Origin of the sequence: Galbibacter mesophilus, from assembly GCF_023721415.1 — a bacterium.
Lineage (GTDB): Bacteria > Bacteroidota > Bacteroidia > Flavobacteriales > Flavobacteriaceae > Galbibacter > Galbibacter mesophilus.
This window is the reverse complement of record NZ_JAMQVC010000001.1, coordinates 849,767-873,874: the sequence shown is the minus strand read 5'-3', so window position 1 is coordinate 873,874 and position 24,108 is coordinate 849,767. Positions and strand designations below refer to the sequence as shown.

21 protein-coding genes and 1 riboswitch are annotated in these 24,108 nt (G+C 37.9%); of the genes, 11 read left to right on the top strand and 10 right to left on the bottom strand.

Annotation, left to right across the window (positions count from 1 at the left end; all coding sequences use genetic code 11):
• Entirely contained in the window at positions 1-1,398 is a 1,398-nt protein-coding gene (locus NDQ75_RS03715; RefSeq protein ID WP_202028680.1) for an efflux transporter outer membrane subunit, read from the top strand.
• 103 nt (positions 1,399-1,501) lie between these two features.
• Positions 1,502-2,197 (top strand): Bax inhibitor-1/YccA family protein, encoded by a 696-nt coding sequence (locus NDQ75_RS03710; RefSeq protein WP_202028029.1) that lies wholly within the window; start codon positions 1,502-1,504, stop codon positions 2,195-2,197.
• Positions 2,198-2,205: 8 nt separating this feature from the next.
• On the opposite strand, the gene NDQ75_RS03705 is transcribed toward NDQ75_RS03710, so the two are convergent.
• From NDQ75_RS03705 to NDQ75_RS03695, 3 genes are all read right to left on the bottom strand, one after another.
• The gene (locus NDQ75_RS03705; RefSeq protein WP_202028028.1) at positions 2,206-3,108 is read right to left on the bottom strand and encodes a 3-keto-disaccharide hydrolase; all 903 of its coding nucleotides are present in this window, start codon (positions 3,106-3,108) and stop codon (positions 2,206-2,208) included.
• 29 nt (positions 3,109-3,137) lie between these two features.
• Positions 3,138-3,632, bottom strand: a complete 495-nt coding sequence (locus tag NDQ75_RS03700; protein ID WP_242513653.1) for a c-type cytochrome — start codon at positions 3,630-3,632, stop codon at positions 3,138-3,140.
• A gap of 140 nt (positions 3,633-3,772) precedes the next feature.
• The gene (locus NDQ75_RS03695; RefSeq protein ID WP_202028027.1) at positions 3,773-4,729 is read right to left on the bottom strand and encodes a YheT family hydrolase; all 957 of its coding nucleotides are present in this window, start codon (positions 4,727-4,729) and stop codon (positions 3,773-3,775) included.
• A gap of 302 nt (positions 4,730-5,031) precedes the next feature.
• On the opposite strand from NDQ75_RS03695, the gene NDQ75_RS03690 reads away from it, so the two are divergent.
• Positions 5,032-5,511 (top strand): acyl-CoA thioesterase, encoded by a 480-nt coding sequence (locus NDQ75_RS03690; RefSeq protein ID WP_202028678.1) that lies wholly within the window; start codon positions 5,032-5,034, stop codon positions 5,509-5,511.
• A gap of 468 nt (positions 5,512-5,979) precedes the next feature.
• Here NDQ75_RS03690 and thiH read toward each other — a convergent pair whose 3' ends face one another.
• The 7 genes from thiH to thiS form a co-directional block, all read right to left on the bottom strand.
• Positions 5,980-7,092: a 2-iminoacetate synthase ThiH gene (gene thiH, locus NDQ75_RS03685; RefSeq protein ID WP_202028026.1), complete on the bottom strand. Its 1,113-nt coding sequence runs from the start codon at positions 7,090-7,092 to the stop codon at positions 5,980-5,982.
• A complete protein-coding gene (locus tag NDQ75_RS03680) occupies positions 7,085-7,864 on the bottom strand; it encodes a thiazole synthase (protein WP_202028025.1) in 780 nt (259 codons plus the stop codon). The genes thiH and NDQ75_RS03680 overlap by 8 nt, the downstream gene beginning before the upstream one ends.
• A complete protein-coding gene (locus NDQ75_RS03675; protein WP_202028024.1) occupies positions 7,861-8,505 on the bottom strand; it encodes a thiamine phosphate synthase in 645 nt (214 codons plus the stop codon). Before NDQ75_RS03675 ends, NDQ75_RS03680 begins: the two co-directional genes overlap by 4 nt.
• The gene (locus NDQ75_RS03670; RefSeq protein WP_202028023.1) at positions 8,502-9,245 is read right to left on the bottom strand and encodes a hydroxymethylpyrimidine/phosphomethylpyrimidine kinase; all 744 of its coding nucleotides are present in this window, start codon (positions 9,243-9,245) and stop codon (positions 8,502-8,504) included. Before NDQ75_RS03670 ends, NDQ75_RS03675 begins: the two co-directional genes overlap by 4 nt.
• Positions 9,238-9,834: a thiamine phosphate synthase gene (locus NDQ75_RS03665; RefSeq protein WP_202028022.1), complete on the bottom strand. Its 597-nt coding sequence runs from the start codon at positions 9,832-9,834 to the stop codon at positions 9,238-9,240. Before NDQ75_RS03665 ends, NDQ75_RS03670 begins: the two co-directional genes overlap by 8 nt.
• A 15-nt stretch (positions 9,835-9,849) precedes the next feature.
• Entirely contained in the window at positions 9,850-11,706 is a 1,857-nt protein-coding gene (thiC, locus tag NDQ75_RS03660; protein WP_202028021.1) for a phosphomethylpyrimidine synthase ThiC, read from the bottom strand.
• Positions 11,707-11,889: 183 nt separating this feature from the next.
• Positions 11,890-12,090 (bottom strand): sulfur carrier protein ThiS, encoded by a 201-nt coding sequence (gene thiS, locus NDQ75_RS03655; RefSeq protein ID WP_202028020.1) that lies wholly within the window; start codon positions 12,088-12,090, stop codon positions 11,890-11,892.
• A gap of 105 nt (positions 12,091-12,195) precedes the next feature.
• A riboswitch (TPP riboswitch) is annotated at positions 12,196-12,290 on the bottom strand.
• 137 nt (positions 12,291-12,427) lie between these two features.
• Between thiS and uvrC the strand changes: the two genes are divergently transcribed.
• The 8 genes from uvrC to pgi all read left to right on the top strand — a co-directional run bounded on the left by uvrC (position 12,428) and on the right by pgi (position 24,009).
• On the top strand, positions 12,428-14,221 hold the full coding sequence (uvrC, locus tag NDQ75_RS03650) for an excinuclease ABC subunit UvrC (protein ID WP_202028019.1): 1,794 nt from the start codon (positions 12,428-12,430) through the stop codon (positions 14,219-14,221).
• Between the two features lie 5 nt (positions 14,222-14,226).
• Entirely contained in the window at positions 14,227-16,452 is a 2,226-nt protein-coding gene (locus NDQ75_RS03645) for a patatin-like phospholipase family protein (protein ID WP_202028018.1), read from the top strand.
• 138 nt (positions 16,453-16,590) lie between these two features.
• Positions 16,591-17,748: a homogentisate 1,2-dioxygenase gene (locus NDQ75_RS03640; protein WP_202028017.1), complete on the top strand. Its 1,158-nt coding sequence runs from the start codon at positions 16,591-16,593 to the stop codon at positions 17,746-17,748.
• 41 nt (positions 17,749-17,789) lie between these two features.
• On the top strand, positions 17,790-18,929 hold the full coding sequence (hppD, locus tag NDQ75_RS03635) for a 4-hydroxyphenylpyruvate dioxygenase (protein ID WP_202028016.1): 1,140 nt from the start codon (positions 17,790-17,792) through the stop codon (positions 18,927-18,929).
• Between the two features lie 374 nt (positions 18,930-19,303).
• The gene (locus NDQ75_RS03630; protein ID WP_202028015.1) at positions 19,304-20,098 is read left to right on the top strand and encodes a DUF3108 domain-containing protein; all 795 of its coding nucleotides are present in this window, start codon (positions 19,304-19,306) and stop codon (positions 20,096-20,098) included.
• 4 nt (positions 20,099-20,102) lie between these two features.
• Positions 20,103-21,065, top strand: coding sequence for a tryptophan 2,3-dioxygenase family protein (locus tag NDQ75_RS03625; protein ID WP_202028014.1), 963 nt, complete (start codon positions 20,103-20,105; stop codon positions 21,063-21,065).
• 6 nt (positions 21,066-21,071) lie between these two features.
• A complete protein-coding gene (locus tag NDQ75_RS03620; protein ID WP_202028013.1) occupies positions 21,072-22,397 on the top strand; it encodes a peptidoglycan DD-metalloendopeptidase family protein in 1,326 nt (441 codons plus the stop codon).
• Positions 22,369-24,009 carry a glucose-6-phosphate isomerase gene (gene pgi, locus NDQ75_RS03615; protein ID WP_202028012.1) on the top strand — a complete coding sequence of 547 codons (1,641 nt, stop codon included), beginning with the start codon at positions 22,369-22,371 and terminating at the stop codon, positions 24,007-24,009. The genes NDQ75_RS03620 and pgi overlap by 29 nt, the downstream gene beginning before the upstream one ends.
• The last annotated feature ends 99 nt before the right edge of the window (positions 24,010-24,108 follow it).

Here is a 24,108-nt window from a genome sequence, read left to right as displayed (position 1 = left end):
ATGAAAATTAATATACGACGTATACTTTTAATCGTTGGTATTCCGCTAGTGCTGCAATCTTGTTTTGTGGCAAAAAATTACGAAAGACCGGAAATTGAAACGGAAGATTTATATCGAACCGATAAAATTACTACCGACAGCACCTCATTGGGGATGCTTTCTTGGCGGGAACTATTTCAAGATCCTATTTTGGAGCGACATATCGATACGGCATTGGCAAACAACCTCGATATACGTATTGCCGTGCAACAAATTTTTGCTGCGGAAGCATATCTAAAACAAGGAAAAGCAGGGAATTACCCAACTTTAGGAATTAATGCAAATGTAACGAGACAGGTGAATTCTGAAAACTCCCAATTCGGGAGTATTTTTAGTGAACCTATTGAGCAGTACAGTTTAAGTGCAGACCTTTCTTGGGAAGCTGATATTTGGGGTAAAATAAGAAGCAACAAGCGTGCTTTTGAGGCTACCTATTTACAAACCATTGAAGCGCACAAAGCCGTGAAAACGGAATTGGTGGCAGCAGTGGCATCTACGTATTATCAGTTACTTTCCTTAGACGAGCAACTAAAGGTTACCAATAAAACAATAGTCACCAGAGAAGAAAGTTTGGAAACTACCAAAGCCTTAAAGGAAGCGGGAATGCTTACAGAAGTTGCGGTACAACAAACAGCAGCTCAACTTTACAATGCGCAAGTCATTAAAATAGACTTGGAGAATCAAATAAAATTATTTGAGAATACGTTTTCCATTTTGTTGGCGCAACCCCCTCAAGAGGTTGAGAGAAGTTTATTGGAGGAACAAGAACTTACTTCTGATTTGGTTGTTGGGGTACCTTATTTATTACTCCAAAACCGTCCGGATGTTGCTGCTGCGGAATACGGCTTAAGAAATGCATTTGAACTGACCAATGTGGCGAGAAGCAGTTTTTATCCTTCCATAACGTTAAGCGCAACGGCAGGGTTTCAAAGTTTACAGTTTGACAATTGGTTAGACGCAAGTTCTCTATTTAATACGCTGATAGGCGGTTTGGCACAGCCTGTTTTAAACGGAAGAAGGATACGTACGCAATTTGAAGTTTCCAAGGCACAACAGGAACAGGCTTTACTCAATTACAAAAGAACACTTTTGGTAGCAGGCAGGGAAGTTTCGGATGCGCTCTATCGATATGATGCAGCTTCAGAAAAAATAAAAGTTAGGGAAAAAGAGTTCGAAGCATACAGCAAGGCAACTGAATATTCCGAAGAATTACTTAACCAAGGTTTAGCAGATTATCTGGAAGTATTGAATGCTCAGGAGAATTCGTTGAGCACGGAACTTTTGTTAGTGGAAAACAAATTTTTGAAACTTAATTCCGTAGTAAATCTTTATCAAGCTCTTGGAGGTGGATGGCAATAATGCTAAATTTTATTACTAAAAAGTATACGAAAGTCCTCAATTTAGAGGACTTTTTGTTTTTTAACAATAAATAATGTTATTTAGCAAACCTAAACTATTTACTATGAATCTTGAAAATATTTCGCAAGAAGCGATTAGGGCCGAACAAGCTCGATTTATGACAAAGGTGTACGGCTGGATGTCGGGAGCCTTAATTTTAACAGGTGTAATTGCTGCATGGGTAGCGAATACAGAACAAATTGTAAACGTAATTTTTAGTAACCGTTTTTACTTTTACGGACTACTAATTTTGGAATTCGCCGCAGTAGCTTATTTAAGTGCGGCCATTAATAAATTAAGCGCAAAAGCCGCTATCGGCTTGTTTTTGGGATATTCGGCCTTAAACGGACTTACCTTTTCGGTTATTTTTTTGGCGTTTACGGCTTCATCAATAGCAACAACATTTTACATTACTGCTGGAACGTTTGGTGCGATGAGTCTTTATGGCTACTACACTAAAACCGATTTGACTTCCATTGGGAACATTGCCTTTATGGCGCTGATTGGTTTAATAATCGCATCCGTAGTGAATTTTTTCTTTCAGAATGAAATGTTGTACTGGATTGTAACGTATGCTGGAGTTTTAATATTTGTTGCGCTCACTGCTTACGACACTCAAAAAATAAAAAGGTTAAACATTATTGGTAATGAGGGTACAGAAGAAGACCAAAAAGAAGCACTAATGGGTGCTTTGACGCTGTATTTGGACTTTATCAACCTGTTTTTATTTCTGTTGAGAATCTTTGGAAGAAGAAAGTAGGGATAGATTTATTTTAACGTTATCTTTTTTTCGTTTTCCAGAATAGCTTCAACAGTAGCGTTTAGCTTTTCTTTATTGTTGTAGATAGGTGCTAAATCTATAATTTCTACTTTTCTAAATTCTACAGGGTGGCTTTCACTTTGAAGGGAAATATAGCCTTCCGTAAGTGGTTGGCCATCTTGTTTTTGTTCTAGGTCGAAGTTAATTACTCCTTCCCCTCCAATGGTAGGTTGGTAATATTCCAATACCGTTTTTCCTTCAACAATATGTTTTATTACAGAATCTTTTAAAACCAAGAAAGTACCGCGAACCCATTGATCGCCACGGTAGGTTTTAGAATTGGAAACGGTGCAATGGGGAGTAAAAAGAGAATCTTTATAAACTACATTGGTGCCTGGTGTACAAAGATTTAAAGTGGTTCGTTCTTCTTTGCTATCCATTTTCCCACCTAGAAATTGACCTTCAATACAAATAGGAAAATCTTGATCTTTTAGCATGGTTTTAGGGTCTTGGCAATGCAACATGGCACCGCTATTTCTCCAAGCCCATCCTTCTCCATCGGCTATTTGGTTTCCTGTAAAGCGATATTCTATCGCTAGAAAATAAGCTGAAAACGGTTTGTTGTAGAAAAGATGCCCATATTGTTGATTAAAAACGTTGTCATAACCGTCATAACCAACGGTTATTTTTCCGTCTTTTACTGAAAAGGTGTTTTGGTAATTTTCACCCGTTTCGTGTTTGGCAATTTTGGGTGTCCAATCGGAAAGGTCTTTGCCATTGAAAAGTTGTTGCCATTCCAATTCAATGGTATCATCAGCTTGTTTTACTGTTTCTTCTTTCTTTTGGTTGTTTTCCTTGCAGCCAATATTCAGAACTAATAAACACAATAAAACAAGCTGAGATAGTTTCATAAATTAAATTATTGAGATGAAAAAAGTTGTTATTCTACACTTCTAATATATTCAACAATAGCACGTGCTTCGTCTTCTTTTACATTTTGATTCAGCATGATGGCGTTGTTGTATTCTTTCATTAAAGCAATCGCTATAGGATCTTCTTTTAACATCTTATCCGGATTGATAATCATGTTCATCACCCAAGAAGGATTTCTTCTGTCTAATACGTCTTTGAGAGGTGGACCAATAAGTCGTTTGTCGATTACGTGACAAGCGGTACACTTGGTGTTAAAAATTTCTTTTCCTTTAGCTACCATTTCTTGGTCTATTTCCGCAGGAAGTTCAAGTCCGCTAACGGGTCCAACACCTTCATTATCCATGTCAACAGGCGTTCCGGCAGATTCCTCTTCCTTTTTAGACTTTTCAGGAGTATTGGTTTGGTACTGGAATTTCTCCTCTTTTTTCTCCTTTTTTCCATCACCACAACTCACGATGGCAAGTGCAAACATACAAGCTGCTATTTTACCGTATAAATTCATTATAAAAGTTTTATTAGTTATAGTGCTAATATAAGTATTTATTACACTTTAAAACGTGCTAAAACTTATAAAATTAGATTTATAACGCTTTTTCATTTTGCAGTGAAACATTGCAAATCTTGAGGCTTGAGGGATTAGTCTTACAGCGAGTTTAAAAACTCAATGGCTTTCTTTTCGTTGTAATAAATATTGTTGGAATCGTAAAAACCTACGTGTCCACCATATTTAGGAACTTCCAAAAAGAGAAATTTGTTTTCTTTCGCTTGCTTAAAGGGGTAGCAACTTTTGGATAAAAATGAATCGTTTTCTGCATTTAAAATAAGCGTTGGAATTGTAATATGCGGTAGAAATTGAAGCGAGCTACTTTTTTCGTAATAATCCAAAGCGTTGGCAAAACCGTGGGCTTGCGATGTGTAGAAATCGTCAAAATCTTTTAGGCTGATAATTTTTTTTACATCTTCATCCCGAATTTTGTCCGGAAAAAGTTTTTGTTTTTCTTTCAGTTTGGCAAGTAAAGAACGCTTAAACCGAAGGGCATACAGGTAATTTTTCTTTTTGTGGATTTCCAGCATAGAACCGTACAAATCGCAAGGGGCAGATACCGCTATGGCGGCTTTCACTTCTGAAGGAATTTGGTGTTCACCCAAATACTTTAGTGCTACATTCGCACCAAGACTAAAGCCTTTTAAGAATATTTGATTGTAATCGTATTCATCAATTAGGTATTTTATAATCCAAGCCAATTCTTCTGAATCTCCTGAATGATACGAACGGTATTTTTTATTTGATTTTCCGCTGCAACCGCGATAATTTAAAGAAACCACATCCAATCCGTTTATATTGAAAAGTTTGGCACTTCCAGTTATGTACGGCCTTTGCGCATTTCCTTCCAGCCCGTGCAGAATAATGGCCAATCGATGGGTTTTCTTTTGGGAATAACTCCAATCTAAATCAATAAAATCACCATCTGGCGTGGGAATCGTTTTTCTTTTCTGTTCAACGCCCACAACACGCCTTATTTTTCCTGAATAAATAGTAGAAAAATGACCATTTTTAAACAATAAAGGCGGATTGTAAGTTGAATTTATAAGTGGCATAAACAAGGAAGTGCTGAAATACGTTAAATATTATGCGTGCATAATATAAGTTTGTAAATTTGTGTTTCTTGAATGGCTAAATTTAGTAAAATTATACCATTCGAACTTAGAAGTTACGGTACAAGAAAATCAGTATTTTTTTCTTTATAGGAATTAGAAAAATAAAGCATAGCCTTAGTTACGGTTTCTTTTTATAATGAACTAGAAAGGAAAAAAGGCTGTTTTATTACAGTAAATTCTAAGTAAAAATGGTATTAACAGAACGAACTCGGTTTGCCAACCGATTTGATAAAAATAGAACTATGTACACAAAAGAATTTGAAATACGTTGGAACGACTTAGATGCTAATCGACATTTGGCGAACAAAGCTTATGTAGAATTTGCTGCTCACACCCGCATGTCTTTTTTAGTAGAAAACGGATTCGACCAACGTTTGTTGGCTAAACTTAATATTGGTCCGGTAGTGTTTTATGAGCATATCTATTATTTTAAAGAGGTGTTTTCTGGAAAACCAGTCAAGGTTTCTTTGGAATTAAAAGGGCTAAGCGAAGACGGAATGTTTTTCGAGTTTCATCATAATTATTATGATTACAAAGGAAGGAATGTGGCGCATTGCGAAATAATGGGCGCTTGGATTGATTTAGGATCAAGAAAACTAATTGGTTTGCCGGAAGAAGCCGCAGATTTATTTGATAAGGTAGAAAGAGCCAAAGATTTTCGAGTACTCACAAAAGAAGATACCCGAAAGTACGCCAAAAAACCGGTGGATCTGGAAGTGTAATTGGATGCTGGAAGTTGGAAGGCAGAGGTTGAAAGCCGGGAAAAGTAGGCAGTGGTAAATAAGCAGTAAAACTTTGCCTCTTTGAACCTTTTCAACTTTAAATCTTTCCAACTTAATAACTAAACGATTTAACAAATCAACAATAGAAGCTGGAGGCTGGAGGTTAGAAGAAGGGAGACAGAAGATTGTAAAATTTCAACTAGTCGATTCACCGATTTAACAGCGCAACAAATCAACAAAAGAAATCAACCTTTTCCTCTTTCACTCCTTACTTTTTTAATTATTTCCTCACTATAAAAACATCAATTAACCCATTTAACAATTAAACATGTTCACTTAGATGAAGGAGGCTAGAGACTAGAAGTAGTAGCCAGTATTCAGTTGGCAGTGATTTCAAGTTATTCAACAAAATCGAACAGCTAACAACTTTGCGATTTAACAACTCAACCACTTAACAAATCAACTAATTCACTCCCAATTGTTAGCCCAATCTTTCCAGACCACCTCTATGCCTTGTTCTGCTAGCATTTTTGTGATGACTTCCGTAGAACGTTCGTCAGAGATTTCAAATTGGTCCAGCGATTGTTTATCGACCACATATCCGCCGGGATTGGTTTTAGATTCAGCACTCATGGAGGTAATACCCAAATTAACAATATTGTTTCTAAACGTTTCACTTTCACGGGTGGAAATAGTCAATTCCACATCTTCTTCTAGCATTCTGTAGGCGCAAATAAGTTGCACTAAATCGGGGTCTGTCATTTCCACTTTTGGATCCAATCCGCCTGAAAATGGCCGTAGACGAGGAAAAGAAATGGAAAACTTGGTCTGCCAATACGTTTTCTTTAAATAGTGTAGGTGTAAAGCCGTAAAAAAGCTATCGGTTCGCCAATCTTCCAACCCGAATAAAGCTCCGAGACCAATTTTATGAATTCCAGCACGCCCCAATCTATCGGGGGTTTCCAATCGGTAGAAGAAATTTGATTTTTTCCCTTTCGGATGATGCTTCTTATACTCCTCTTGATGGTACGTTTCCTGATACACCAATACGCCATAAAGCCCGCTTGTTTTCAGCAATTCATATTCATCTTGATCCAAAGGTTGTACCTCAATACTAATATTAGAAAAATGCTTCCTAATCAATTGAATAGCATTGTTTAGATACTGGACTCCAACCGTGGTATTCGCCTCTCCAGTCACCAATAAAATATGATCAAAACCTTTGCTCTTAATAAAGTCAACTTCCTTTAAAATTTCCGCATCCGTTAAGGTTTTTCGTGGGATTTTATTGGTAAAACTAAAACCACAGTATGTACAGATATTTTGGCATTCGTTGCTTAAATACATGGGTGCAAACATCTGCATGGTATTTCCAAACCGCCGCTTGGTAATGCGTTTGCTTTCTTGAGCCATCCGTTCCAGAAAAGGTTTGGCAGAAGGAGAAATCAAAGCTTTGAAATCCTCTAAATCCCTTTTCGACTTTTCCAGTGCACGGATTACGTCATTTTCGGTTTTGGCAAGGATGCTTTGATGTATTTCATCCCAAGAATATTGTAAAAATGTGTCCTGAAAACTACTCATATAAAAAACTTGTTAGCGGACTGCTAGCTTCCGCATTTTTATTTATAGTTGCCAAGCTTGCTAAAAAGGCTTCGCGTCCAGCTTCTACTCCTTTTTTAAAAGCCTTGGCCATTATAATAGGGTTTTTAGAAACAGCCATGGCGGTGTTTACCAAAACGGCATCTGCACCCATTTCCATTGCGGCGGCGGCATGGGAAGGCGCGCCAATACCGGCGTCTACAATTACCGGAACGTTACTTTGTTCAATAATGATTTCCAGAAAATCCAATGTTTTTAGTCCTTTATTGGTGCCAATGGGAGCTCCTAAAGGCATGACACACTGCACGCCAACATCCTCTAGTCGCTTGCATAACACAGGGTCAGCATGGATATAAGGCATTACTACAAAGCCTTTTTTTACCAATTCTTCCGCAGCTTGAAGAGTTTCAATAGGGTCGGGTAACAAGTAATTGGGGTCGGGATGGATTTCCAGTTTAATCCAATTAGTTTCTAACGCTTCCCGAGCCAATTCCGCAGCAAAAATGGCTTCTTTCGCATTTCTAACTCCAGAGGTGTTAGGGAGTAAATTTATACGTTCGTGGTCTAGTCCGACTAACATATTGTCTTCTTCATAGCTGGCGTCAACACGTTTTAAAGCCACAGTTACCAGTTCACTTTCACTGGCCAAAACTGCCTCCCTCATCACTTTGGTGGAGCTGAATTTCCCAGTTCCCACAAACAGTCGGGAGGTAAATTCTTTATCCGCTATTTTTAAGGTGTCTGTAATGTTCATTCTTTTGTTATTTCTTGGTTCATCGCAGTTTCTATTGCTGCAATTCGTTCTTTTAGGTGTTCGTTTTCGGTTAGCCAGCCAGACATCGCTACGCCGTGTAGCCCTATTTCCGAAAGACTCAAAAGGTCTTCCTCTTTAATTCCACCAATAGCTATTATTGGAGTCTGTAGGCTTTGTGAATGATATTTTTCAAAAATCTCTTTGTAGCCTTCTAAGCCCAGAATCGGACTCAATTTTTCTTTCGTTTTTGTGAATCGAAATGGCCCCAAACCAATGTAATCTACTTTTTTTATTGTCAAGTTTTCAATGTCCCGCCATGTATTTGCGGTGCCACCAATGATTTTATTGGCTCCTAAAATTTTTCTTGCCACTGCAGGACACAAATCTTCTTTTCCCAAATGCACGCCGTCGGCATTTACTTCTTTGGCTACTTCAACGTGATCGTTTATCAAAAGTGTGGCTCCGTAGCGCTTACAAATGGCCTTTGCCTCTAAAGCGGTTTCTAGCATGTTTTTTTGGGTTTCATTTTTTAAACGTAGCTGAATCCATTTACCTCCATTCGCGCATACTTTTTCTAGGTTTTCAAGATGTTTTTCGGGTGTCGCCCCTTGTGTTATATAATGTAATTTGCTGACGTTCATAAATGATATGCTAGTTTCGTGGTGTTAGAGCATAATGCCTTTTCGGTATATTTTTTAGCCTTTTCACAAGTATTTTCCAGTGTTTCACCGTTTGCTAAATAGCTCGCCATAGCCGCTGATAAAATGCACCCACTGCCGTGTTTTTCATATATCTTTTCTTCGGAAGGATAAAAATCAAATTTTTGTCCGTTAGACAAATACAACCTGTCTTTTCCTTTTTCAGATGGATGATGCCCTCCCTTCAGAAAGAGATTAGTCTGATTTGTAATGGTTTCGATTTTGGAGTTCAACTCTTTTTTTTCTGAAAGCTGAAGTATTTCATCATAATTTGGAGTTAGAACAGTTATGTTTTTCAGTATTTCTTCGGAAAGAAAAGCTTCATAATGAAAATTGTATCCACTACTCGATTTTAAAACTGGATCTAAAACAACAGGAGCGTTCGGGATATACGTTTTTAACAACTGAAGAATTTCGAGTAAAATGGTTTTGCTCTGAACAATACCAATTTTAACCGCTGAAATTTCATATCGTTCTAATAATGTTTTAAGTTGTTTTGAGATAAACGAATTATCTACCCAAAGGCATTCTAAAAAAGAATCCTCCGTTTGAATGGTATTGGCCGTTTGTACTGCCAATCCGTAGCAACCGTTGGCCTCAATAGTTTTGATATCGGCTAACAGTCCGGCGCCTCCGCTGGGATCAAAACCGGCGATAGTAAGTACAAATGGCTTTTCACTCATAAATTTTTTTATATTTTTCTTTCATCAACAAAAAGTTTTCTAGTGGGTTATCCGACTTCCAAATATGTCCCAAAACGGCGACACCGCTAAACCCAAGTTTTTTGACTTCGGTTATTTTAGAATTATCAATGCCTCCAAGCGCTACAATTTTTTGTTGCAAACCGTTTACGCTAAATTGCTTTCCTGCATAATTTTCTTTGGAAATGGAGTTGAAAATCGGACTCAAAAAACAGTAATCGTAAAGAGTTCCTTCCTGTTTCAATTCAGTAACTGTATGAAAACCCGTGCTCACCATTTTTCCTTCCTTCTGAAACTTTTCAATATAAACTTTACGGTTCTCCAGCGTGCTTCTTTGTTTTTTCGTTAAATGGACTCCTTTAATCTTAAAAGTTTCGCACAGTTCATGATGTTGATGCAGCATCATTTTTCGATGATGCATTTCACTGAAATTCAACAACCACTTTTCTAGATCAGTTTTGCTCATAAAAGGTTTACGAACATGAAGGGTTTGCAAGCCATTTTCAAAAAGCGACTTCAAAACAGTAACTTCATTTTCCGTGTTTTCTTCCTTAGTGATGATGATCAGCATGACCCACAAAAAATTTTACAAATACACTTCGCTTCCTTTTTCTTTAAATTCCTCTGCTTTTTTCTTCATACCCTCTTCAATTGCCTCATGGGAATCCAATCCGTTTTCTTTGGCGTAATTCCGCACATCCTGCGTAATTTTCATCGAACAGAAATTTGGACCACACATGGAGCAGAAATGGGCCACTTTTGCGTTGTCCGAAGGGAGTGTTTCGTCGTGGTAAGCACGCGCCGTATCAGGGTCAAGCGCCAAATTAAATTGATCTTCCCATCGGAATTCAAAACGTGCCTTACTCATAGCATTATCACGATGTTGAGCGCCTGGGTGTCCCTTCGCCAAATCGGCGGCGTGAGCGGCAATTTTATAAGTAATAACGCCTGTTTTTACATCTTCTTTGTTCGGTAAACCTAAATGTTCTTTTGGAGTTACATAGCAAAGCATGGCGCAACCGTACCAACCAATCATGGCGGCACCTATTCCGCTAGTAATATGGTCGTAGCCAGGGGCGATATCGGTGGTTAATGGCCCCAGGGTATAAAAAGGCGCTTCACCACATTCTTTCAATTGCTTGTCCATATTTTCCTTGATCATGTGCATGGGGATATGCCCTGGACCTTCGATAAATGTTTGTACGTCGTGTTTCCACGCAATTTTAGTGAGCTCACCCAAGGTTTCCAATTCTGCAAACTGCGCATAATCATTGGCATCGGCGATACTTCCTGGACGGAGCCCATCGCCTAGTGAAAAAGACACGTCGTAGGCTTTCATAATTTCGCAGATCTCTTCAAAATGCGTATATAAAAAGCTCTCTTTGTGATGTGCCAAACACCATTTTGCCATAATAGAACCGCCACGGGAAACAATTCCTGTAACACGTTTGGCGGTATGCGGTACGTATTGCAAGCGAACCCCAGCATGAATGGTAAAATAATCGACTCCCTGTTCGGCTTGCTCGATAAGTGTGTCCCTAAAAATTTCCCAAGTTAGGTCTTCGGCCTTCCCGTTTACTTTTTCCAACGCTTGATAAATGGGAACGGTACCAATGGGAACGGGTGAATTTCTTAAAATCCATTCGCGGGTTTCATGGATGTTTTTTCCTGTGGAAAGATCCATAATATTATCGGCGCCCCAACGGCAAGCCCAAACAGCCTTTTCAACTTCTTCTTCAATGGAAGAGGTGACCGCAGAATTCCCAATATTTGCATTGATTTTCACCAAAAAGTTGCGCCCAATTATCATGGGTTCGCTTTCGGGGTGATTGATATTGCACGGAATTACAGCGCGACCACTAGCCACTTCCTGTCGAACGAATTCAGGAGTAATTTCCTTCGGAATGGAAGCGCCAAAACTTTCACCCGCATGTTGGGGAGCAATTTCCTTTATCTGTTGCAACTTTTGATTTTCACGAATGGCAATAAATTCCATTTCCGGCGTGATAATCCCCTTTCGAGCGTAATGCATTTGGGTTACATTTTTACCCGCTTTGGCACGTATCGGATTTTTCGTATGCTTAAAACGTAATTCGTCCAGTTTTTTGTTATTTAATCGCTCGTTTCCGTACGCTGATGATAGTCCGCTTAATTGTTCTACATCGCCGCGCTCCTCAATCCATTTAGCACGAATGGGTTTTAATCCTTTTCGAACATCTATTTCGGCGTTCGGATCGGTGTAAGGGCCACTGGTATCATAAACGAGAACCGGTTCGTTTTTTTCAGTGGTGCCGTTAAATTTATCCACGGTATCGCTAAGCGTAATTTGGCGCATGGGCACTTTTACATCCTTGTGGATGTTTCCATAGACATAAATTTTGTTTGAATTTGGGAAAGGTTCCCTGCTGATGTGTTTGTTTGATGCAGAATTTTCAGTCTTCATAATTTGTATTGTTGTTAGATTCTTATTGCGTTAGGGATTGAAGCGGCATCCTTTTAAATTGTTATTCTGAATTTGCCTGCCTGCCATGGTATTTCGGGTAGGGCGAAGAACAATTTAAAAGATATAGCGTAAAGCCTGACCTGTGTCCCGACCTTTAGCGTCGGGATGAAGGGAACGCCCTTGTTATCCACCTTGGGTTGCTTTAATAATTAAAATGTTGGCATTGTTATCCAACGGTTCTTCCCATTTAGATTTGGGCAAAACGCTGTTATTAAGTGCAACGGCTACTCCGTTGGCAGAAATATTTAAATGTGCCAGCAGTTCTTTTGCATTCAATGCTTTTTCAAAAGTATGTTCGGTGTTGTTTACGTTTACAGTGGTCATTTTTTACAATGTTTTACTGCAAACTTTAGGAGTGACTCCTATAAAAGAAGATGACGGAAATTTAACGAACGAACATTAAAAATACCGTTTTATAGCTACTTTGCGAGTAGGCTATCAACTTTTCCCTTCGCACGTCTTAACGCGATCAGGTTCCAAGGGTTTTATCTCAGCCGGCTTTCACGGCACCCCTAAAGTTTACTTATGAAACTCAAAGGTAATGATTTACATTTCAAACGCACAAATATTCTTGCGATGATTTAAAAAACATCTAACCTTTTAAGTATTGATTTGAAGCAGGGATTACGTTATCTTTGAGGTGCGATTATACAGCATGCCCATGAATAAAACCCCAATAGACATACAACTGCAAACACTACCTGATGGGCCCGGGGTGTACCAATTTTTCAACAAAGACGGAAAAATAATTTACGTAGGGAAGGCTAAAAATTTGAAGAAAAGGGTGTCTTCATACTTCCATAAAAATCATGAATATGGAAAAACGAGAGTCCTTGTAAAAAAAATTGAATCCATTAAACACATCGTAGTTCCTACGGAAACAGATGCCTTGTTATTGGAAAATAACTTGATAAAAAAGTATCAGCCGAGGTATAATGTAATGTTGAAAGACGATAAGTCTTATCCATGGATTTGTATTAAGAATGAGCGTTTCCCAAGGGTGTTTCCTACCCGGAATTTAATCAAGGATGGTTCGGAGTATTTTGGTCCGTACACGAGTATGAAAACTGTACGGACGCTATTGGATCTCATCAAAGGGCTTTATTTGTTGCGCACTTGTAACTACGATCTTTCCAAAGAAAAAATAGAGGCGGGCAAGTATAAAGTGTGCTTGGAATATCATTTGGGCAATTGTAAAGGTCCGTGCGAAGACTACCAATCGCTGCAGGAGTACGACCGGCAGATTGAAGCCATAAGGGAAATAATAAAAGGAAATTTTAAAGACTCTTTAAATCAGTTTAAGGCGCAGATGAAATCCCTTGCGGAAGAAATGCGTTTTGAGGAAGCTCAAAAAATAAAAGAAAAAATAGACGTGCTTGAAAACTATCAAGCCAAATCTACCGTAGTTAATCCTAAGATTAGTAACGTTGATGTTTTTTCCATTGTTTCAGATGATAGCTTTGGGTATGTTAATTTTCTTCAGCTTTCGTATGGGTCAATTATTCGTGCGCATACCGTTGAAATGAAGAAGAAATTAGATGAAAGTGATGAAGAATTGCTGGAACTTGCAGTGGTAGAATTAAGAACCCGTTTTAATTCGCAATCGAAGGAAATTTACTTGCCTTTTAAAGTAGATGTTCCGGAGGGGGTGAAAATAACGATTCCGAAATTAGGAGATAAAAAACGAATTTTAGAACTTTCCGAAAGGAACGCTAAATTTTATCGACAAGAACGATTTAAACAAATTAAAATAGTAGATCCCGATAGGCATGTAAAGCGCATAATGGGACAAATGAAGAAAGATTTAAGGCTTTCGGAAGAGCCTAGGCATATTGAGTGTTTTGATAACTCCAACATTCAAGGAACCAATCCGGTAGCGGCTTGCGTGGTCTTTAAGGATGGGAAGCCGAGCAAAAAGGAGTATCGCCATTTTAATATTAAAACGGTTACAGGTCCAGACGATTTTGCATCTATGGAAGAGGTGGTGCATAGACGCTATAAAAGATTGCTGGCAGAAGACGAGCCTTTGCCGCAGCTTATTGTAATTGATGGTGGTAAAGGACAACTTTCTTCCGCTTTAAAAAGTTTGGACAGGTTGGGGTTACGAGGTAAAATTGCCATAATTGGTATTGCAAAACGGTTGGAAGAGATTTATTATCCTGGGGATTCAATCCCAATGTATTTGGATAAAAAGTCAGAAACTTTAAAAATTATTCAACATTTACGAAATGAGGCACACCGATTTGGTATTACCTTTCACCGTAACAAAAGAAGTAAGGCGGCCATTAGCTCTGAACTGGAAAATATTGAAGGGATTGGGGAAAAAACAGCAAACGACTTATTGAAAAAATTCAAATCGGTAAAAAGAATAAAAGAAGCATCCCTGGATGAAATAGAGGCTGTCATTGGAAAGTCCAAGGCTGAAAAAGTGTTTAGTGCTTTTCAAACAAAATAATATACATGAAGAATAGGTTACTGCTAATAATGTTACTAATGTTGGCTGCCGTTGGATTTGCGCAGCAAGAGGAGAAAGCAGACCCAAAAGTTGGGTTGGTATTAAGTGGAGGAGGCGCTAAAGGCTTGGCGCACATTGGCGCATTAAAAGCTATTGAAGAAGCCGGAGTTCGCGTTGATTATATTGGCGGAACCAGTATGGGTGCCATTATTGGTGCTTTATATGCTGCGGGGTATTCTGCGCATCAATTGGATTCTATTTTTAAAGAAACCAATTTTGATATCCTACTTCAGGATAAAATTCCGAGGTCGGCCATGTCTTTTTATGAGAAAAGTAGCTACGAAAAATATGCATTAACCTTGCCTTTTGATAAATTCAAGATTTCTTTTCCTACCTCATTATCCAAAGGTCAGAACCTTTATAATTTACTTTCTAGATTGCTTTTTAATGTAAATGACGTAGAAAACTTCAGCGATCTTCCTATTCCGTTTTTTTGTATGGCAACCGATGTTGAAACCGGAGAACAGGTAAAACTGGATGAAGGTTATTTGCCAAGGGCACTCTCAGCCAGTGCTGCCATCCCGTCTTTTTTTGAACCGGTTCCTTATGGCGATAGGTTGTTGGTAGATGGCGGTGTACAAAATAATTATCCAGTTGATGAAGTATTGGCGGAAGGTGCAGATATAATCATAGGGGTCGATGTGCAGGACCCGCTGTTGAAGCGTGACAAATTAAAATCGGCCACCGATGTTTTGGTACAGATCAATTACTACAACACGGTAAATGATATGAAAGATAAGTTGAAAAGAACCGATGTCCATATAAAACCCAATATTGAACCGTACAATATTCTGTCCTTCAATCAGGGTATGAAAATTATTGAAAGTGGGTATGAAGCTGGTCAAAACAAATTACTTTCGTTGGATAGCATTGCCAAATTGCAAAAGCGGCCACCCATAAAACAATATCCTGGAAAGGCGGTGGATACTTTTCTAATTGACAGATTGTCTTTTCAGGGAAATGATAGTTACACGCGAGCTTATTTGAAAGGAAAGTTGAGGTATAAAACAGAAGAATACACCGATTTCGACCAAATAGATCAAGGGATGAGCAATTTAGCGGCCACCAATAATTTTAATAGTGTTCGCTACGAAATCAGACCTAATGAAGAAGGCTATAAATTAACTGTTCCAATTATTGAAAGAAGTACGAATATGTTCCTAAAACTTGGTGTTCATTATGACGGTTTGTATAAAACTGCGGGGATCGTGAACATTACCAAGAAGAACCTCTTTTTTAAGGACGATAATGTGTATTTTGACTTTATCATAGGGGATTACATTCGGTATAACTTTGAATACTATTTGGATAAAGGTTTTTATTGGAGTTTTGGGGTTAAGTCCCGTTTCAACTCGTTTGCAAAGGGCGTGGAGTTCGATTTTGTGCAAGGCAATGTTACAGAAGAGTTGCCTGATGTTAACAAGTTGGATATAGAAATCTCCGATTTTACCAATCAGCTTTATGCACAAACGGTATGGAAAGAAGAGTTTACCTTTGGTTTGGGAATAGAACATAAGTATTTGAAAATTGAAAGTGAAACCATTGCCACAGACGATAAGGAAGGTATTGTTATTGAAAATGATAATTATTACAGTGGCTATGGCTATTTAAAATTCGATACGCTAGACGATAAATATTTCCCTTCTAAAGGATTGTTTTTTGATGGTGATTTTCACTTGTACCTTTTTTCCAGCGGTTTTGAGGAGAAATCAGATAAATTTTCAATTGCAAAGGCTAAAATGGGTTTTGCGGTTCCGTTTGCCAGAAATATGTCATTCGATTTTTTTACGGAAGGTGGATTTAAAATAGAAAACACCAACGTACAAGCATTTGATTTTGTGCTGGGTGGTTTCGGAAATGATTTCATAAATAACATTACACCGTTTTTAGGATACGATTTTCTTGGTTTTGGAGGCGATAGTTATGTAAAAGCTACTTTTAATGCCGACTGGGAATTTGTGCCCCAAAATCACATTAACATAACCGCTAATATAGCGAATGCAGACGATCGCATTTTTGAATCGGGAGAGTGGTTCAGCCTTCCAGATTATACTGGATATGCTATAGGTTATGGGTACGAGTCGATTATTGGTCCGCTCCAAGCGAAAGCCGCCTACTCCCCAGAAGCTGGTGACCTTTGGTTTTACGTTAGCATCGGTTTTTGGTTTTAAGGTATTCTGAAAACAGAAAAAAGAACTGCTTCGTTCTAATTAAAAGCTCAAAGATGGATTATATTATTTCTTTAAGAATTCATTAGCGGAAATCCACATAAATTATTACGATATTTGTAGTATTCAAACGTTTTCGTTATGCCATTTTATCATAAATTAGGAAAGATACCACACAAAAGACACACTATTTTTAAAAAGCCAGATGGAAGCCTTTATTATGAACAGTTGTTCGGTACCATTGGTTTCGACGGAATGTCTTCCAATCTTTATCACGTTCATAGGCCCACGCAAGTGAAGGAAATAAAATCCAAGTTGGATGTTTCTCCGAAAATTGCAGAGGGTAATAATATACAGTCTTACCGATTTCACGGGTTTAAAATTCAACCTGAAGAAGATTTTCTTGAAAGTAGAAAATCCATTTTAACCAACTCTGATTGTACCATTCAACTCGCGGCACCCAAAAGTTCTACGGAAGATTATTTTTATAAAAATGCTGATGCCGATGAAATGATTTTCATTCATAAAGGAAATGGAAAACTAAGAACGCACCTTGGGAATATCGATTTTAAATATGGAGATTATCTAATTATCCCGCGAGGCATTATCTACAAAATAGATTTTGAAACGGAAGACAACAGGCTCTTTATTGTAGAATCTCGTAGGCCAATCTACACCCCGAAAAAATACAGAAATTGGTTTGGGCAACTTTTGGAGCATTCTCCATTTTGCGAACGCGATATAAGAAGACCTTCTGAATTGGAGACCCACGATGAAAAAGGCGACTTCTTAATGAAAATTAAAAAGCAAAACGAAATTTTTGATATGATTTATGCTACCCATCCGTTTGACGTGGTGGGCTACGATGGTTTTAATTATCCTTACGCATTGAGCATTCATGATTTCGAGCCCATAACTGGTAGAATCCATCAACCGCCACCTGTACACCAAACATTTGAAACAGATGCCTTTGTGGTTTGTAGTTTTGTGCCGAGGTTGTATGATTATCATCCAGAAAGCATTCCGGCACCTTACAACCATAGTAACATAGATTCAGATGAGGTGCTCTATTACGTGGATGGTGATTTTATGAGCAGAAACGATATTGAAAAAGGCCATATTTCTTTGCATCCCGCTGGAATTCCCCACGGACCACACCCTGGTGCTGTAGAACGAAGCATTGGTAAGACAGAAACAGAAGAATTAGCTGTTATGGTAGATACTTTTAAGCCTTTGCAGTTAACAAAAGAGGCCATGGAAATAGCTGATGATACTTATTACCAATCGTGGTTGGAGTAATCAATTACTAACAAGAGATAAAAAATTTTGAAATTTATACTATGTCACACGATACTACATCATTAAAATTAAAAAAAGAAGTAGAAGCTGCAGAAGATTTTTTGCCATTGCTCGGCACCGATTATGTTGAGTTATATGTGGGAAATGCAAAGCAGGCAGCGCATTATTATCAATCTGCGTGGGGTTTTCAACCCGTGGCGTATGCCGGACTAGAAACAGGAAGAAAGGATAGTGTTTCTTATGTTCTTCAGCAGGATAAAATAAGAATTGTTCTTACGTCCCCTTTAAAAGAAGGAGGTGAAATCAATGAGCATATAGAAAAGCACGGAGATGGTGTGAAGGTCGTAGCACTTTGGGTAGATGATGCTGCTAAAAGTTATGAAGAAACCACCAAACGTGGTGCAAAAAGCTTTATGGAACCCAAAACGTTGGAAGATAAACACGGTAAAGTGGTTCTTTCGGGAATTCATACTTATGGGGAAACAGTCCATGTTTTTGTGGAGAGAGGAGATTATGAAGGTGCTTTTATGCCAGGTTTCAAAGTATGGAACCCAGAGTATAGGCCGGAACCGGTTGGTTTAAAATTCATAGACCATATGGTGGGTAATGTAGGTTGGAACGAAATGAGAAAATGGTGCGAGTTTTATGCGAAAGTGATGGGATTTGCTCAGCTAGTTTCTTTTGATGACAAAGACATTTCTACCGATTACACAGCCTTAATGAGTAAGGTGATGAGTAATGGTAACGGTAGGATTAAATTTCCTATAAATGAACCAGCGGAAGGAAAGAAAAAATCACAAATTGAAGAATATATTGAGTTTTATAATGGTGCGGGGGTGCAACATATTGCATTGGCAACGGATAACATTATTGAAACGGTCAGCCAATTAAAAAGCCGTGGTGTTGAATTTCTCCATGTGCCAGACACCTATTACGATACTGTACTTGATAGGGTTGGAAAGATAGATGAAGATTTGAAACCGCTACAGGAACTGGGAATTCTTATCGATAGGGACGATGAAGGCTATCTTTTACAATTGTTCACCAAGCCAGTGCTGGATAGGCCTACTATGTTCATTGAAATTATTCAAAGAAAGGGAGCGAAATCCTTTGGAAAAGGCAACTTTAAGGCGCTGTTTGAAGCTATTGAAAGAGAGCAGGAAATGCGAGGAACGCTATAAATCAATCATTTTTTTGTCAAATTATTAATTACACATACAACAATTTGCTTACTCAATGTTAAAAAAGTTAAACTTATTTATTATGCTTGCATAACATTTGTATTGTGCTAACTTTGCACTCGCAAAAGGGGTGGTGCCCTTTGCAGACTTTAAGTAAAGTTTTCATAATTTAAAGTTTTGGTTGGTTAATGAAAAAAACTCGGCTTCGGTCGAGTTTTTTGCTTTTATACTATTTGCCTATTCATATCATAATTACATTAGTGCGAATTTGATATTTAGTCCATTTGATACTTTTGGAATAATAATTGTTAATTATAACCATAGAGAATTATAATGTAATTGAATTTATTATTTTTACACCAATAACGCTGATTATGAAGAAGATTTTAATAGCCCTAACCTTATTTTGGTCCACAGCATTTGTGAATTATAGCCAAAATGAAGAATTTAAATCGGATTCCTTTCAGACAGGGGAATGGTTCAAATTCCGTATTCATTATGGAATATTCAACGCCAGTTATGCCACCCTTGAAGTGAAAAACGACTACATACAAGGTAGAGAGGTTTTTCACGTTGTAGGGAAAGGTCAAACTACTGGTTTGGCAAGTCTTTTCTTTAAAGTAGACGATAACTACGAAAGCTACTTCGATAAAGAAACCGGGCAGCCTTATAAATTCATTAGAAAGATAGACGAAGGTGGTCACACAAAAGATTTGGAGATAAACTTCGATTATACTACCAATAAAGCCATTTTAGAAGATCATAAGCACGATACGGAGCAAAGTTTCAAAATAAATAAGAATGTGCAAGATCTTATTTCGGCTTTTTATTACATGAGAAATAAGGTAGACAGGCATAATTTAACCAAAGGACAGGAATTCGTTTCCGATATTCTTTTTGATGATGACGGTCTGTTTAAATTCAAACTGAAGTATTTAGGTCACGAGACTTTAAACACAAAGTTTGGTAAAATTAAGTGCTTGAAGTTTAGACCATACGTTCAGTCAGGACGTATCTTCAAAGAAGAAGAAAGTTTAACACTTTGGGTTTCTGATGATGAAAATAAAATGCCTATTAGGATAAAAGCAGATATTTTGGTGGGTTCTATTAAAGCCGATTTGGAAGCTTTTAAAGGATTGAAGCATCAGTTTAAAATTATTATGGATTAAATAAATGAACATAAAGCCAGAAATTGAAGCACAAATTGCAAAGCTAGAAGAGAAGTATAAAAATTCTGGACAAGACCTTAGCTCTTATCTCGACGGACTGCTTTATGAAAAGTATTTAACGTATTGGGATTATATCCATCTAGACACTTTATTGAGCCTTCAAATTCCGCGAACTCATTTTCCAGATGAAGAAATCTTCATCATGTACCATCAAATCACAGAATTGTATTTTAAACTCATTATCCATGAGCAAAAGCAGTTGATTGATGACAAAGTGCAGAAAGCAGAATTTTTGATCACTAAAATAGAGCGCATCAATAATTATTATAAAATTTTAATCAATTCCTTTAATGTAATGATTAATGGAATGGATCGCTCGCAATTTTTAAAATACCGAATGGCACTGCTTCCGGCTAGTGGTTTTCAGTCGGCTCAATTCAGGATGATAGAGATTTATTCTACACCGCTTTACAATTTACTTCCGCAGAAAGCAAAAGAAGAGTTCACACCGGATGCCCCTCTAGAAGTGCTTTACGAAAATATTTATTGGAAAAAGGGGGCGGTAGATACTAAAACCAACGAAAAAACGCTTACCTTAAAACAGTTTGAATATAGGTACACCCCAAGATTTATGAGAATTGCAAATGAGGTGAAAGGGAGTACTATTTATGAAAAATTCTTACATTTGCCGCGAGAAGTTAAAAATAACCCGTTGTTAATCAGTGCAATGAAGGAGTTGGATGTGAACGCCAATGTTAATTGGAACTTGATGCACATGGGAGCAGCCTATAAACATTTAAGTAAAGCTGAACAGACCATAGACGCCACGGGTGGTACGAACTGGAAAGATTATTTACCTCCAAGTTTTCAGAAAATTATATTTTTCCCAGAAATTTGGAGTGAAACAGAGAAAGCCGACTGGGGAAAGCAGTGGGTGGAGCATATGTTTAACCCTCAAACAAATTAATTGTAAATGCCAAAGAATGTATTCGCACTATTATGTATGGCACTTTTGGCCGTAGTATCGTGCAAAGATGAGAAGAGAGAAAAGGTTGAAGAAGCTAATGTTGTAAAAGCAGAAGATTTAGAACCTATTGAAGTAAAGGAATTTGGTTATAACCTCAATCAATACCTTGTAGTAAGAGATACCGTTAAAGCAGGTGATAGCTTTGGTGAAATCTTACAACGAAATAATTTAGACTATCCTCAGATTTATAATATTGTAGAGGGAGCTAAGGATTCTTTTAATATTGCTAGTCTACAAGTCGGGAAACCCTATACCCTTCTCTGCACCAAAGAAGATTCCCTTCAGGTGCCTAAATGTTTTATCTATCAACCCAATAGTATCGATTATGTGGTGGTAGATTTTGCCGATTCTACATTGGTTAAAAAAGGGAAAAAGGAAGTAAAGCTAGTTGAGCGCGAAGCTACTGGCGTTATCAACAGTTCTTTATATCAAACTTTACAAGAACAAGGATTAAGTCCGATTGTTGCGTATAAAATGTCCGATATTTATGCTTGGACAGTAGACTTTTTCAGAATACAGAAAGGCGACAGGTTTAAGGTTATTTACACTGAAAAATATATCGATGATTCAATTTACGCAGGTGTAGATAAAATAAAAGCAGCGTATTTTGAGCATAAAGGGGAGCCTTTTTATTCCTTTAGGTTTGAAACCGATTCTACCAAGCACATTGTAGACTATTTTGATGACAAAGCAAAGAATTTAAGAAGGGCGTTTTTAAAGGCACCTGTTCAGTTTAGTAGAATATCTTCAAGGTATAACTTAAATCGAAGAATAGCCTATTATGGAAATAAAGTACGTCCTCACAAGGGAACTGATTTTGCAGCCCCCATCGGTACTCCAATTTTGTCAACAGCCAACGGAACTGTTGTGGAATCCGCAAGAAGAGGTGGGAATGGAAATTATGTGAAAGTAAAACATAACAGTACGTATAGCACGCAATACCTTCATATGAGTAAACGTAAAGTACGTGTTGGAGATTATGTAAAACAAGGCGATGTAATAGGCTGGATTGGAATGACAGGTAATACCAGCGGCCCACACGTTTGCTATCGTTTTTGGAAGAACGGCAGGCAAGTAGACCCTTTTAGACAAGATTTGCCAAAGGCTGAACCAATAGGTGATTCGCTTAAAGTAAAATACCTTGCCCATATCGAACCATTTAAAAAGCGATTGGATTCCTTGGTATTTCCGAGTGAAGAAACCACAAATGAAGAAGAATTTTTAACAGAACTAAATCAGAAGAATGCCACTAGCAGCAGTAAATCCAACTAACCTAGACGCTTGGAAAAAGCTACAAGAACACTACAATACATTTCAACATACATCCATGAAGCAGTTGTTTGCCGAAGATTCGCAAAGGGCAAACAAATACACAATTCAATGGAATGATTTTTACCTAGATTATTCAAAAAACAGAATAAACGACACCACACACAAGCTTTTATTACAGTTAGCCGAAGAGACAAAGCTTAAAGAGGCAATCGATAAGTATTTTTCGGGAGATCTTATAAATGAAACCGAAGGCAGGGCCGTTTTGCATACTGCGTTGAGAGCAAAAAGCCGTGATAAAATTTTGGTGGATGGCGAAAATGTTGTGCCAGAAGTTTATGAAGTAAAAGGAAAGATTAAAAAATTTACCGAAAGTATCATTTCTGGTGAAAAGAAGGGATATACAGGTAAGGCCTTCACCGATGTGGTAAATATTGGTATAGGTGGTTCCGACCTGGGTCCTGCGATGGTTACGGAAGCACTTCAGTATTACGAAAACCATCTAAATGTGCATTTTGTGAGCAATGTGGATGGGGATCATGTGCACGAAACAATCAAAAAATTAGACCCGGAAACCACTCTTTTTGTAATTGTTTCCAAAACGTTTACTACACAAGAAACGCTTAGCAATGCTACAACTTTAAAGAACTGGTTTTTAAAATCAGCTTCCCAAAAAGATATTGCTGCTCATTTTGTGGCGGTTTCTACGAATCTTGAAAAAATTGCCGAGTTTGGAATTGATTCAGAAAATGTTTTCCCGATGAAAGACTGGGTGGGCGGTCGTTTTTCTTTGTGGAGCGCGGTCGGACTTTCGATTGCACTTTCCGTTGGTTTTGAAAACTTTGATAAGTTATTGGCTGGTGCCAATGCTATGGACGAGCACTTTAAAGAAACCCCGTTTGAGAAAAACATTCCGGTTATTTTAGGACTTTTAAGCGTTTGGTACAATAATTTTTACGGAGCGGAAAGCGAAGCTTTAATCCCTTATTCGCAATACCTTCATAGATTGGCTGCCTATTTACAGCAGGGAACTATGGAGAGCAATGGAAAGAGCGTGGACAGAAGTGGAAATCCTGTGAACTATCAAACAGGCACAATTATTTGGGGAGAGCCAGGAACCAATTCCCAGCATGCTTTCTTTCAGTTGATCCACCAAGGAACAAAATTAATTCCAGCCGATTTTATTGGGTTTATAGAATCGTTGCACGGAGATAAAGACCACCACGATAAATTAATGGCAAACTACTTCGCCCAGACCGAGGCCTTACTAAATGGCAAAACTGAAGCAGAGGTAAGAGCGGAATTGGAAGGTAAAAACCTTTCAGATGAAGAAATTAACAGCTTGTTGCCTTTTAAATTATTTGAAGGTAACAGGCCTACCAACTCTATTTTGATTGATAAATTAACTCCGCAAGCTTTAGGCGAACTTATCGCTATGTACGAACATAAAATTTTTGTGCAAGGGGTTATTTGGAATATTTTTAGCTACGATCAATGGGGTGTAGAACTTGGAAAGCAACTTGCATCAACAATTCTAAGCGATATAAAATCCGACAAAATTAGTGCCCATGATAATTCAACGTTAAATCTCTTAACGTTCTATAAGAAAGGGTAACACTAACTTTAACTTTTCGTAAAACGCAACACTTTAATATGCATACTATCAAAGTGTTGCGTTTTTTATTTACATTTGTATACATGTTAAATTATTTAA